Consider the following 12,547-nt stretch of genomic DNA (forward strand, 5'->3'; position numbering starts at 1 on the left):
CAGTTGGTAGAGCACGACCTTGCCAAGGTCGGGGTCGCGAGTTCGAGTCTCGTTTCCCGCTCCAAAATTTGAAAGTGCTTGTTTAGCACGGACCACCCAATCGCAGGATTTCGAATTGCGACAAGGCAGCCAACGCCGTAGCGGTTCGAAAGACAAAGATTATGCGGGAATAGCTCAGTTGGTAGAGCACGACCTTGCCAAGGTCGGGGTCGCGAGTTCGAGTCTCGTTTCCCGCTCCAAAATTTGAAAGTGCTTGTTTAGCACGGACCACCCAATCGCAGGATTTCGAATTGCGACAAGGCGGCAAGAAAACGAATCCTTAAGAACTTACCAGAGTAAGTGACTAAGGTGAGTGAAAGCAGCCAACGCCGTAGCGGTTCGAAATACAAAGATTAAGCGGGAATAGCTCAGTTGGTAGAGCACGACCTTGCCAAGGTCGGGGTCGCGAGTTCGAGTCTCGTTTCCCGCTCCAAATTCTTATCTCCAGAAAATCAACCACAGTACATTTTTGTATTGGGGTCATTTTATTTTGCCTTTGTCACATTCTTGTGAACAGAGTTATCCACAGCTTAAGATTTTTCTTTGGAATATTCAGATACTTCGCCGGGTGAATAGTTTTTCTTTAACTGCCTGAAATCATAGTTAAAATTAAGATTGCAAATTGTTAATGCGATCACTTGACGATCTTCTCGTTCTTGAATAGCAATGTGTTTTTATTTTTATTCACAGCCTGTGGAAGATTCAGGCGTCCCGCGGGAGTCCCCTCTCGATAGCGTTGACCAGTCGCCTTTGCTTCGGGGATTGCACGTCAACCACGCAGGCGTTTCGCTTCGCGATTTGCTGCGCGACTGCCCATTCAATATGCTCATCAAGAAGTGGGTGCTCACCCCGACGACTTTCCAGCGCGGAAAGGGCGGCGTCACTCCAGGGGGCATTGCCGAGGGCGACAGCAATATTACGCAGCCAGCGCAGATGACCAATACGGCGAATAGCCGATCCTTCCGTAATTTTTAAAAATGTTGCTTCACTCCAGGCAAACAGCTCAATCAACTCGGGCGCATGAAGTGCCTTGCGTGGGCTGAAATCGTCTTCGCTGGTCAGGTGTGAATAGCGGTTCCACGGACAGATCAACTGGCAGTCATCACAACCGTAGATCCGGTTGCCCATGAGTGGCCGCAGGGCTTCAGGGATCGCGCCTTCCAGTTCGATGGTGAGGTAAGAGATGCAGCGACGTGCATCCACCGTGTAAGGGGCAACAATTGCACCGGTCGGGCAGGTGGTGATGCAGGCGACGCATTTCCCGCATCCTTCCTCCACGGGATCGTCAACCGGCAGGGGTAAATCAATCAGTAACTCACCGAGAAAGAAAAACGACCCCGCTTCGCGGTTCAGGATAAGTGAGTGCTTACCTGTCCATCCAAGACCGGCTTTTTCCGCCAGCGGGCGCTCAAGTATGGGCGCAGAGTCGACAAAAGGTCTAAAATTCAGCGTGACACAATGCTGCTGAATCATCTCGCCCAGCTTTTTGAGGCGGTTACGTAAAAGCTTATGGTAGTCGCGCCCCAGGGCATAGCGACTGATGTAGCCCTGTGCGGGGTTTTTCAGCGTACTGGCAAACGCGGCGTGGGCGGGAAGATAGTTCATGCGCACGCTGATGACGCGTAGCGTGCCGGGCAACAGCTCATGGGGACGCGCGCGCATCATGCCGTGACGCGCCATCCAGTCCATTTCGCCGTGGTATTGTTTGTCCAGCCACGCCTGCAGTTTGGGTTCGGACTCGCTCAGGTCGGTATCGGTAATACCGACCTGCTGAAAGCCCAGTTCCAGCCCCCACTGCTTAATTTTTCGCACTAACTGATTGAGATCGAGGGGCTCTGACATGACGGACCATACAATGAAGAAAAACCCCATCAGTATACCACACTCCATCTGGCCCGCCGATGACATCAAACGACTGGAGCGAGAGGCCGCCGACGCGCTAGGGCTTACGCTCTTCGAACTGATGCTGCGGGCGGGTGAGGCGGTGTTTGATGTGGCTCGAGAGTCCCGGCCTTATGCCCGGCGCTGGTTGGTGCTCTGCGGTCACGGTAATAACGGTGGCGATGGCTACGTGGTGGCGAGGCTGGCGAAGGCGGCTGGGATTCTGGTCACCTTGATAGCGCAGGAGAGCGACAAACCGCTCCCCGAGGAAGCCGCACAGGCGCGAGAGGCCTGGCTGAACGCAGGCGGCGTTATTCATTCCCCGGCGATCGCCTGGCCGGAAAATATCGACCTGATTATTGACGCGCTGTTAGGGACTGGGTTAACCCAGGTGCCGCGCGAACCGTTGTCTACGTTAATCGAACGGGCAAACGCCCATCCTGCACCTGTTGTCTCGATAGACATACCTTCCGGGTTGCTGGCACAAACGGGAGCGACGCCCGGAGCGGTCATCATGGCCGAACGCACGGTTACCTTTATCGTCCTGAAACCGGGCCTGCTGACAGGAAAAGCCCGTGATGTCACCGGGCGCGTCCATTTTAATTCGCTAGGCCTGGACGACTGGCTGGCGGGGCAGGATGCGCCGATTCAACGCTTCGACGCCTCGCAACTTGCACACTGGCTCTCTCCGCGCCGTGCAACGTCGCATAAAGGCGATCACGGTCGGCTGGTGGTGATTGGCGGCGATCACGGTACGGCAGGCGCGATTCGGCTGGCTGGCGAAGCGGCGCTGCGTGCCGGGGCGGGACTGGTACGCGTGCTGACGCGCAGCGAGAATATCGCCCCGCTGTTGACCGCTCGTCCCGAACTGATGGTGCATGAGCTGACGCCGCAGTCCCTTGACGAAAGCCTCGCATGGGCGGATGTCATCATCATTGGTCCTGGGCTTGGACAGGCGGAGTGGGGCAAAAAAGCGCTGCAAAAAGTCGAGAATTTTCGTAAACCGATGCTCTGGGACGCGGATGCGTTGAACCTGCTGGCAATCAACCCCGATAAACGTCACAATCGCGTCATCACACCGCACCCGGGAGAAGCCGCGCGGTTACTGGGGTGTTCTGTCGCAGAAATTGAAAGCGATCGCTTACATTCTGCACAGCGTCTGGTAAAACGTTACGGAGGCGTTGCGGTGTTGAAAGGGGCGGGAACGGTAGTTGCCGCACAACCAGAGGCATTGGGAATTGTCGATGTCGGGAACGCGGGCATGGCCAGCGGTGGCATGGGCGATGTGCTCTCCGGTATTATTGGCGCATTGCTCGGACAGAAGCTTACCCCGTATGATGCAGCCTGTGCTGGCTGCGTGGCCCACGGTGCGGCGGCAGATGTTCTGGCGGCGAGCGTAGGTATGCGCGGTATGTTGGCAACCGATCTTTTTTCCACGCTACAGCGTATTGTTAACCCTGATGTGATTGACGTTTATCATGATGAATCGAGTAATTCCGCTACCTGACGAACAGGCAACATTAGACCTGGGACAACGGGTAGCCAAGGCCTGCAATGGCGCGACCGTTATCTACCTCTATGGTGATTTAGGTGCGGGTAAAACCACCTTTAGTCGGGGATTCCTGCAGGCGTTAGGCCATTCCGGTAATGTAAAAAGTCCAACCTATACGCTGGTCGAACCCTATTCTCTCGATAACCTGATGGTCTATCACTTCGATCTGTATCGTCTTGCCGATCCCGAGGAGCTCGAATTTATGGGGATCCGCGATTATTTTGCCAACGATGCCATTTGCCTGGTGGAATGGCCACAACAGGGTAAAGGTGTACTCCCGGACCCGGATGTCGAAATACACATAGATTACCAGGCGCAAGGTCGTGAGGCGCGCATCAGTGCTGTCTCCTCATCAGGTGATTTGTTGCTGGCGCGTTTAGCCGGTTAACCTTAAAGGTGGCGGGATGATTTATCGCATCAGAAATGGGTTGGTGGCTATGCTGGTTCTGCTGTGCGCGCAGGCCGGGGCTGCCAGCCTCTCCGATATACAGGTCTCCAACGGCGATCGGCAGGCGCGTATTACGCTCAGCTTTATTGGCGATCCTGATTATGCCTTTTCCCATGAAGGCAAACGTACCGTTGCGTTGGATATTAAGCAAACGGGGGTCATTCAGGGGCTTCCGCTGATGTTTAGCGGTAACAACCTGGTGAAGACCATTCGTTCCGGTACGGCGAAAGATCCGCAGTCACTACGACTGATGGTGGATTTAACTGAAAATGGGAAGACCGAGGCGGTAAAACGGCAGAATGGCGGAAATTACACGGTGGTCTTTACCATTAACGCCGATACCCCCCCTCCTGCGCCCGTTGTCGCTAAACGCGTGGAGACACCAGTGGTGACGCCACGTCCGAGTGAACCTGCACGCAATCCGTTTAAAGCCAGTGACGATCGAACCACCGCCGTGACCAGTAGCAATACGGCAACACGCCCTGCGGCCAGGGCGACATCCAGCAGTGGTGACAAAGTGGTGATCGCCATCGATGCCGGGCACGGCGGACAGGACCCCGGCGCGATTGGTCCTGGCGGTACGCGTGAGAAAAATGTCACTATCGCGGTGGCCCGTAAACTGCGCACATTACTCAATGCCGACCCGATGTTTAAAGGCGTGTTAACCCGCGATGGGGATTATTTTATCTCCGTGATGGGGCGTTCCGACGTGGCGCGAAAGCAAAACGCCAACTTCCTGGTGTCAATTCACGCCGATGCCGCGCCCAACCGAAGCGCCACCGGTGCTTCCGTATGGGTGCTGTCGAACCGGCGCGCCAACAGCGAAATGGCAAACTGGCTGGAAGAGCATGAAAAACAGTCAGAGTTGCTGGGCGGTGCGGGGGATGTGCTGGCAAACAGCCAGTCCGATCCTTACTTAAGCCAGGCGGTGCTGGATTTGCAGTTCGGCCATTCCCAACGCGTAGGGTATGATGTGGCAACCAACATGTTAGGCCAGCTCGAACGGATTGGTTCACTGCACAAACGGCGTCCTGAGCATGCCAGCCTGGGCGTTCTGCGCTCGCCGGATATTCCGTCGGTGCTGGTGGAGACCGGTTTTATCAGTAATCACAGTGAAGAACGTCTGTTGGCGAGCGATGCGTATCAGCAGCAGCTGGCCGACGCGATCTACAAAGGGCTGCGTAACTACTTCCAGGCGCATCCGATGCAGTCGGCCCCACAGGGAAGCGCGGCGCAAACCGCGAGCGCCGCGACGCCGGGTGAGTCGTTGATCAACTAAGGAATTTGCATGCCGATTCAGGTGTTACCGCCACAACTGGCGAACCAGATTGCCGCAGGTGAGGTGGTTGAACGACCTGCATCGGTGGTCAAAGAGCTGGTGGAAAACAGTCTCGATGCCGGGGCGACGCGGATCGATATTGATATCGAGCGCGGCGGCGCGAAGCTTATCCGCATTCGTGACAACGGCTGTGGGATCAAGAAAGATGAACTGGCGCTGGCGCTGGCGCGTCATGCCACCAGTAAAATCGCGTCGCTTGACGATCTGGAAGCGATCATCAGCCTCGGTTTTCGCGGCGAAGCGCTGGCGAGTATCAGTTCGGTTTCTCGCCTGACGCTCACGTCGCGCACTGAAGAGCAGCAGGAAGCCTGGCAAGCCTACGCCGAAGGGCGCGATATGGATGTGACGGTCAAACCGGCCGCACATCCGGTAGGGACCACGCTGGAAGTGCTCGATCTGTTCTATAACACTCCCGCCCGGCGCAAGTTTATGCGCACCGAGAAAACCGAATTCAACCATATTGACGAGATCATTCGACGCATTGCGCTGGCGCGTTTTGATGTGACGATCAACTTGTCGCACAACGGCAAAATGGTGCGTCAGTACCGTGCGGTAGCGAAAGACGGGCCGCAAGAGCGTCGTCTGGGGGCCATTTGCGGCACGCCGTTTCTTGAGCAGGCGCTGGCGATTGAGTGGCAGCATGGCGATCTGACCTTACGCGGCTGGGTCGCCGATCCCAATCACACCACGACGGCGCTGGCGGAAATTCAGTACTGCTACGTTAACGGACGTATGATGCGTGACAGGCTGATCAACCATGCGATTCGTCAGGCGTGTGAAGATAAGTTGGGTGCCGATCAGCAGCCCGCGTTTGTGCTGTACCTCGAGATTGACCCGCATCAGGTGGATGTCAACGTGCATCCGGCCAAGCACGAAGTGCGTTTTCATCAGTCGCGCCTGGTGCATGACTTTATCTACCAGGGTGTACTGAGTGTGCTGCAACAGCAGCTTGAATCGCCATTACCACTGGAAGCCGAAGGTGAGCCTGCACCCCGACACGTTCCCGAAAACCGCGTGGCCGCCGGGCGTAACCATTTTGCCGAGCCGGCGCCGGTGCGCGAACCCACGGCACCACGTTACGCCTCCGCGCCGTCAGCGGGCAGCAGCGTTCCGCGCCCGACAGCGGCAAGCTGGCCGCATGCCCAACCGGGCTACCAGAAACAGCAGGGCGAAGTGTATCGCCAGCTCCTGCAAACGCCGACGGCGGTGACAAAATCGCCCGCGGCGGAACCTGCGGTGTCAGCACTGGCGGGACACAGTCAGAGCTTCGGGCGCGTGCTCACTATCGTTGGCAACGACTGCGCGCTGCTGGAACGCGAAGGGAACATTTACCTGCTGGCGCTGCCCGTTGCAGAACGCTGGTTGCGTCAGGCGCAGCTCTCTGCGCAAGAGGGAAAAGTCTGTGCCCAGCCGTTGTTGATTCCGCTGCGGCTAAAAGTCTCTGTGGATGAAAAGGTCGCGCTGGAAAATGCACAGGGCGCGCTGGTGGAATTAGGGATTGAATTTCAGGCAGATGCCCAGCATGTGACCATTCGAGCGGTGCCTTTACCCTTACGCCAACAAAATTTACAAATCTTGATTCCTGAACTGATAGGCTACCTGACGCAGCAGCCAGCGCTTGAACCTGGCAATCTGGCGCAGTGGATTGCGCGTAATCTGATGAGCGAGCATGCGCAGTGGACAATGGCTCAGGCCATTACCCTGTTGGCTGATGTGGAGCGGCTTTGCCCGCAGCTCGTGAAGGCACCGCCGGGTGGTCTGTTGCAACCTGTTGATTTACATACGGCGATGAATGCCCTGAAACATGAGTGATATCAGTAAGGCGAGCCTGCCAAAGGCAATTTTCTTGATGGGGCCAACGGCCTCGGGCAAAACAGCGCTAGCGATTGAATTGCGTAAAGTTTTGCCAGTAGAGTTGATAAGCGTTGATTCCGCCCTTATTTACAAAGGGATGGATATCGGGACGGCGAAACCGGACGCTGAAGAGTTAAAAGTGGCTCCGCACCGATTGCTGGATATTCGCGATCCGTCGCAGGCGTATTCTGCCGCGGATTTCCGCCGCGATGCGCTGGCGCAGATGAGTGAGATCACTGCGGCGGGGCGTATTCCGCTGTTAGTGGGCGGTACGATGTTGTATTTCAAGGCATTGCTGGAAGGTCTCTCGCCGTTACCGTCGGCAGACCCGCAGGTCAGGGCCAAAATTGAGCAACAGGCGGCAGAGCATGGGTGGGATGCGTTGCACCAGCAGTTGCAGACAATCGATCCGGTTGCTGCTGCGCGTATTCATCCGAATGATCCGCAAAGACTTTCCCGGGCACTGGAAGTTTTTTTCATTTCGGGTAAAACTTTAACGGAACTGACGCAAACGTCAGGTGATGCTTTACCGTACCAGGTGCATCAGTTTGCTATCGCCCCAGCGAGCCGTGAGCTATTGCATCAACGCATCGAGCAGCGTTTTCATCAGATGTTGGCTTCAGGATTTGAAGCAGAAGTTCGGGCGCTCTTTGCCCGCGGAGATTTGCATACGGACTTGCCTTCCATTCGTTGTGTGGGATACCGCCAGATGTGGTCATACCTTGAAGGCGAAATATCATACGATGAAATGGTTTATAGAGGTGTTTGCGCCACGAGGCAGTTGGCAAAGCGCCAGGTAACCTGGTTGCGCGGTTGGGAAGGGGTGCACTGGCTTGACAGTGAGAATCCTGAGCAGGCGCGGAACGAAGTATTACAGGTTGTTGGTGCTATCGCGAACTGAATGTGTACAATTAAGGCGTATCGTGCGCAATTTTCAGAATCGAAAGATTCAAAGTACAAATAAGCATATAAGGAAAAGAGAGAATGGCTAAGGGGCAATCTTTACAAGATCCGTTCCTGAACGCACTGCGTCGGGAACGTGTTCCAGTTTCTATTTATTTGGTGAATGGTATTAAGCTGCAAGGTCAAATCGAGTCTTTTGATCAGTTTGTGATCCTGTTGAAAAACACGGTCAGTCAGATGGTTTATAAGCACGCGATTTCTACTGTTGTCCCGTCTCGCCCGGTTTCTCATCACAGCAACAATGCCGGTGGCGGTACCAGCAGTAACTATCATCACGGTAGCAGCGCGCAGGGTTCTGCTGCGCAACAGGACAGCGAAGAGACCGAATAAGGTTTTTGACTGTTTTACACACGGGGAGCCAGAATTTCTGCGTTCCCCGCTGATCTATATCGAGGGGTTGACGCTTGTTTGACCGTTATGACGCCGGTGAGCAGGCGGTACTGGTACACATCTATTTTTCGCAAGACAAAGATATGGAAGATCTCCAAGAGTTTGAGTCTCTGGTCTCTTCCGCCGGTGTCGAAGCAATGCAGGTGATTACCGGTAGCCGTAAAGCACCGCACCCGAAGTACTTTGTTGGTGAAGGTAAAGCCGTTGAAATTGCGGAAGCCGTAAAAGCGACAGGCGCTGCCGTCGTATTATTCGATCATGCATTGAGCCCGGCCCAGGAGCGAAACCTGGAGCGCCTGTGTGAGTGTCGTGTTATCGACCGCACCGGCCTTATCTTAGATATTTTTGCGCAACGTGCACGTACCCATGAGGGGAAATTGCAGGTTGAGCTGGCGCAGTTGCGCCATCTGGCTACGCGTCTTGTCCGTGGCTGGACCCACCTCGAAAGACAGAAAGGCGGGATTGGTTTGCGCGGTCCGGGTGAAACCCAGCTCGAAACCGACCGTCGTTTATTGCGAAACCGTATATTGCAGATCCAGTCGCGCCTGGAAAAAGTTGAAAAGCAACGTGAGCAGGGGCGACAGTCGCGCATTAAGGCGGATGTCCCGACCGTCTCGTTGGTGGGATATACCAACGCCGGAAAATCCACCCTTTTCAACCAGATAACCGAAGCCAGGGTCTATGCGGCAGATCAACTGTTTGCCACTCTGGATCCGACGCTGCGACGCATTGACGTGGCGGATGTCGGGGAAACTGTGCTGGCGGATACCGTTGGATTTATCCGCCATCTTCCGCACGATCTGGTGGCGGCGTTTAAAGCGACCCTCCAGGAAACGCGTCAGGCGACGCTGTTGCTGCATGTGGTTGATGCAGCGGACGTGCGTGTGCAGGAAAACATCGACGCAGTGGATACGGTTCTCGAAGAGATCGATGCTCACGAGATCCCGTCCCTGATGGTGATGAACAAGATCGATATGCTGGATGACTTTGAACCGCGTATCGACCGGGATGAAGAGAACAAACCGATCCGTGTCTGGCTTTCCGCGCAGACAGGGATTGGGATACCACAGCTTTTTCAGGCTTTGACGGAGCGACTTTCCGGCGAGGTGGCGCAGCACACGTTGCGTTTGCCGCCGCAGGAAGGGCGTCTGAGAAGCCGTTTTTATCAGCTTCAGGCAATAGAAAAAGAGTGGATGGAGGATGACGGTAGCGTAAGTCTGCAAGTTCGCCTGCCGATCGTTGACTGGCGTCGCCTCTGTAAACAAGAACCGGCACTGGAAGACTATGTTGTCTGACCTGACGGATATGGCCTGAAGATTTTTTCGCCTCTGTACCTTGTGGATGTTGTGCGTCAGGAAGGCGGCAAGTTCTGAAAGCCCCTGGAATATAGTCAACTATGTGACTGGGGTTGAGGGATGTAGCCAACGCATCTGTAGCGCAAAAGACACAGGTATAGCATCGCATAACAAATATGGAGCACAAACATGGCGTGGAATCAGCCCGGTAATAACGGACAAGACCGCGACCCGTGGGGAAGCAGCAAACCAGGCGGCAACTCTGAGGGAAATGGAAACAAAGGTGGTCGCGAGCAGGGGCCACCTGATCTCGATGACATCTTTCGCAAACTGAGTAAAAAACTCGGTGGTCTGGGGGGCGGTAAAGGTACCGGCTCTGGCGGCGGAAGCTCATCGCAAGGCCCGCGTCCGCATCTGGGCGGGCGTGTCGTCACCGTCGCGGCGGCAGCTATCGTCATTATTTGGGCGGCAAGCGGTTTCTACACCATCAAAGAAGCAGAACGCGGCGTGGTGACACGCTTCGGTAAGTTCAGCCATCTGGTTGAACCGGGCCTGAACTGGAAGCCAACGTTTATCGACGAGGTTACGCCGGTGAACGTGGAAGCCGTCCGAGAACTGGCCGCTTCCGGTGTGATGCTGACCTCGGATGAGAACGTCGTGCGCGTTGAGATGAACGTGCAGTACCGTATCACCGATCCGCAGAAATATCTGTTCAGCGTGACCAGCGCAGATGACAGTCTGCGTCAGGCGACCGACAGCGCCCTGCGTGGCGTAATCGGTAAATACACCATGGACCGTATCCTGACCGAAGGGCGTACCGTTATTCGTAGCGATACCCAGCGTGAACTGGAAGAGACCATTCGTCCGTACAACATGGGTATTACCCTGCTGGACGTCAACTTCCAGGCAGCGCGTCCGCCGGAAGAGGTGAAAGCGGCGTTTGACGATGCAATTGCTGCACGTGAGAACGAACAGCAGTACATCCGTGAAGCGGAAGCGTATACCAACGAAGTTCAGCCGCGTGCGAACGGTCAGGCACAGCGTATCCTCGAAGAGGCACGTGCCTACAGAACGCAAACCATCCTGGAAGCACAGGGTGAAGTGGCGCGTTTTGCTAAGATCCTGCCGGAATATAAAGCCGCACCGCAGATTACTCGCGAGCGTCTGTATATCGAGACGATGGAAAAAGTGTTGAGCCATACCCGCAAAGTGTTGGTTAACGACAAAGGTGGCAATCTGATGGTTCTGCCATTGGATCAGATGCTGAAAGGCGCGAGCACGCCAGCGGCAAAGAGCGATAGCGGTTCAAACCTGCTTCGTCTGCCCTCCACGTCTTCTTCCAGCAGCACCGGAGCAAGCAACACCTCGTCCACCAGTCAGGGCGATATTATGGACCAACGCCGCGCCAACGCGCAGCGTAACGACTACCAGCGTCAGGGGGAATAACGATGCGTAAGTCAGTTATTGCGATTATCATCATCGTGCTGGTAGTGCTGTACACCTCTATTTTTGTGGTGAAAGAAGGTGAGCGCGGAATCAAGTTCCAGTTCAGCAGCGTCGTGCGCGATGCTGACAAAAAACCGTTGATTTATGAGCCAGGCCTGCACTTTAAGGTTCCCTTTATTCAATCGGTGAAAATGCTCGATGCGCGTATCCAGACGATGGATAACCAGGCCGATCGCTTTGTCACCAAAGAGAAGAAAGACCTGATTGTCGACTCTTACATCAAGTGGCGCATCAGCGATTTCAGCCGTTACTTCCTGGCGACGGGCGGCGGCGATATTTCTCAGGCTGAAGTGTTGTTGAAACGTAAGTTCTCTGACCGTTTGCGTTCTGAGATTGGTCGTCTGGATGTGAAAGACATCGTGACCGACTCCCGTGGTCGTCTGACCCTGGAAGTTCGTGACGCGCTGAACTCTGGTTCTGCCGGAACGGAAGACGAAGTGGCGACGCCAGCCGCGGATAACGCGATTGCGGAAGCCGCTGAGCGCGTGACCGCAGAAACCAATGGTAAAGTGCCGGTGATCAACCCGAACAGTATGGCGGCGCTGGGGATCGAAGTGGTCGACGTACGGATCAAGCAGATCAACCTGCCGACCGAAGTGTCTGAAGCGATCTACAACCGTATGCGCGCTGAGCGTGAAGCGGTAGCGCGTCGTCACCGTTCACAAGGTCAGGAAGAAGCAGAGAAATTGCGCGCGACAGCCGACTATGAAGTGACCAAAACGCTGGCGGAAGCTGAGCGTCAGGGTCGTATCATGCGCGGTGAAGGGGATGCTGAAGCGGCGAAACTGTTTGCCGATGCGTTCAGCCAGGATCCTGACTTCTACGCCTTTATTCGTAGCCTGCGCGCTTACGAGAAGAGCTTCGAAGGCAATCAGGATGTCATGGTCATGAGCCCGGACAGCGATTTCTTCCGCTACATGAAGACACCGAGCACCGCAACGCGATAATATCGCTCCAACGGTTTTAGGTTAGACGCATAAAACCACCGGCATCCTCAGGGATGCGGTGGTTTTCTTTTTTATAAGGACGTCCAATGAACTCAACAATCTGGTTGGCACTTGCCCTGGTGTTAGTGCTTGAGGGTTTAGGCCCGATGCTCTATCCGCGAGCATGGAAGAAGATGATTTCTGCCATGACGCAGTTGCCCGAAAATACGTTACGTCGTTTTGGCGGCGGACTTGTGGTTGCGGGCGTTGTGGTCTACTACATGTTGAGGAAAACGATTGGCTGATCAAAAAGTGTGCGAAATTAGCTAATTTTTGCATGCAAAAAGTGCTGTA

General features: G+C 55.1%; 11 protein-coding genes and 2 tRNA genes. 12 read left to right on the forward strand and 1 reads right to left on the reverse strand.

Annotated elements, in window-relative coordinates:
- Positions 1-163 precede the first annotated feature (163 nt).
- Both ACERJC_RS11240 and ACERJC_RS11245 read left to right on the forward strand, forming a co-directional pair.
- Positions 164-239: transfer RNA gene (locus ACERJC_RS11240), tRNA-Gly, on the forward strand.
- A 157-nt stretch (positions 240-396) separates the two neighbouring features.
- A tRNA-Gly gene (locus ACERJC_RS11245) sits at positions 397-472 on the forward strand.
- A 269-nt stretch (positions 473-741) separates the two neighbouring features.
- Here the strand turns inward: ACERJC_RS11245 and queG are convergent.
- Positions 742-1,881 (reverse strand): tRNA epoxyqueuosine(34) reductase QueG, encoded by a 1,140-nt coding sequence (gene queG, locus ACERJC_RS11250; RefSeq protein WP_178823109.1) that lies wholly within the window; start codon positions 1,879-1,881, stop codon positions 742-744.
- Here queG and nnr point away from each other — a divergent pair.
- The 10 genes from nnr (at position 1,880) to ACERJC_RS11300 (ending at position 12,498) form a co-directional block, all read left to right on the forward strand.
- Entirely contained in the window at positions 1,880-3,427 is a 1,548-nt protein-coding gene (nnr, locus tag ACERJC_RS11255; protein WP_373671704.1) for a bifunctional ADP-dependent NAD(P)H-hydrate dehydratase/NAD(P)H-hydrate epimerase, read from the forward strand. The two genes, queG and nnr, sit on opposite strands and share 2 nt — an antisense overlap.
- A complete protein-coding gene (gene tsaE / locus ACERJC_RS11260; protein WP_152401661.1) occupies positions 3,399-3,860 on the forward strand; it encodes a tRNA (adenosine(37)-N6)-threonylcarbamoyltransferase complex ATPase subunit type 1 TsaE in 462 nt (153 codons plus the stop codon). The genes nnr and tsaE overlap by 29 nt, the downstream gene beginning before the upstream one ends.
- Positions 3,861-3,876: 16 nt before the next feature.
- On the forward strand, positions 3,877-5,199 hold the full coding sequence (gene amiB / locus ACERJC_RS11265; RefSeq protein WP_373671705.1) for an N-acetylmuramoyl-L-alanine amidase AmiB: 1,323 nt from the start codon (positions 3,877-3,879) through the stop codon (positions 5,197-5,199).
- 9 nt (positions 5,200-5,208) lie between these two features.
- The gene (gene mutL / locus ACERJC_RS11270; protein WP_373671706.1) at positions 5,209-7,071 is read left to right on the forward strand and encodes a DNA mismatch repair endonuclease MutL; all 1,863 of its coding nucleotides are present in this window, start codon (positions 5,209-5,211) and stop codon (positions 7,069-7,071) included.
- On the forward strand, positions 7,064-8,014 hold the full coding sequence (gene miaA, locus ACERJC_RS11275) for a tRNA (adenosine(37)-N6)-dimethylallyltransferase MiaA (protein ID WP_373671707.1): 951 nt from the start codon (positions 7,064-7,066) through the stop codon (positions 8,012-8,014). The genes mutL and miaA overlap by 8 nt, the downstream gene beginning before the upstream one ends.
- Positions 8,015-8,097: 83 nt before the next feature.
- Positions 8,098-8,406 carry an RNA chaperone Hfq gene (gene hfq, locus ACERJC_RS11280; protein ID WP_042321423.1) on the forward strand — a complete coding sequence of 103 codons (309 nt, stop codon included), beginning with the start codon at positions 8,098-8,100 and terminating at the stop codon, positions 8,404-8,406.
- Positions 8,407-8,480: 74 nt separating this feature from the next.
- Complete coding sequence (gene hflX / locus ACERJC_RS11285; protein WP_285923554.1) at positions 8,481-9,761, forward strand: ribosome rescue GTPase HflX; 1,281 nt, start codon at positions 8,481-8,483, stop codon at positions 9,759-9,761.
- Between the two features lie 189 nt (positions 9,762-9,950).
- Positions 9,951-11,207, forward strand: coding sequence for an FtsH protease activity modulator HflK (hflK, locus tag ACERJC_RS11290; RefSeq protein WP_373671708.1), 1,257 nt, complete (start codon positions 9,951-9,953; stop codon positions 11,205-11,207).
- A gap of 2 nt (positions 11,208-11,209) precedes the next feature.
- On the forward strand, positions 11,210-12,214 hold the full coding sequence (gene hflC / locus ACERJC_RS11295; RefSeq protein WP_178825513.1) for a protease modulator HflC: 1,005 nt from the start codon (positions 11,210-11,212) through the stop codon (positions 12,212-12,214).
- Between the two features lie 86 nt (positions 12,215-12,300).
- On the forward strand, positions 12,301-12,498 hold the full coding sequence (locus ACERJC_RS11300; protein ID WP_046494405.1) for a DUF2065 domain-containing protein: 198 nt from the start codon (positions 12,301-12,303) through the stop codon (positions 12,496-12,498).
- Positions 12,499-12,547 lie beyond the last annotated feature (49 nt).

Source organism: Citrobacter telavivensis, from assembly GCF_041807075.1.
Taxonomy (GTDB): domain Bacteria; phylum Pseudomonadota; class Gammaproteobacteria; order Enterobacterales; family Enterobacteriaceae; genus Citrobacter_A; species Citrobacter_A telavivensis.

Bases quoted from the DNA above. Each gene is read 5' to 3' on its own strand.
- hflC (WP_178825513.1), top strand. From the start codon at position 11,210: ATGCGTAAGTCAGTTATTGCGATTATCATCATCGTGCTGGTAGTGCTG.
- hflK (WP_373671708.1), top strand. From the start codon at position 9,951: ATGGCGTGGAATCAGCCCGGTAATAACGGACAAGACCGCGACCCGTGG.
- mutL (WP_373671706.1), top strand. From the start codon at position 5,209: ATGCCGATTCAGGTGTTACCGCCACAACTGGCGAACCAGATTGCCGCA.
- ACERJC_RS11300 (WP_046494405.1), top strand. From the start codon at position 12,301: ATGAACTCAACAATCTGGTTGGCACTTGCCCTGGTGTTAGTGCTTGAG.
- amiB (WP_373671705.1), top strand. From the start codon at position 3,877: ATGATTTATCGCATCAGAAATGGGTTGGTGGCTATGCTGGTTCTGCTG.
- miaA (WP_373671707.1), top strand. From the start codon at position 7,064: ATGAGTGATATCAGTAAGGCGAGCCTGCCAAAGGCAATTTTCTTGATG.
- nnr (WP_373671704.1), top strand. From the start codon at position 1,880: ATGACGGACCATACAATGAAGAAAAACCCCATCAGTATACCACACTCC.
- queG (WP_178823109.1), bottom strand. From the start codon at position 1,881: ATGTCAGAGCCCCTCGATCTCAATCAGTTAGTGCGAAAAATTAAGCAG.
- tsaE (WP_152401661.1), top strand. From the start codon at position 3,399: ATGATGAATCGAGTAATTCCGCTACCTGACGAACAGGCAACATTAGAC.
- hfq (WP_042321423.1), top strand. From the start codon at position 8,098: ATGGCTAAGGGGCAATCTTTACAAGATCCGTTCCTGAACGCACTGCGT.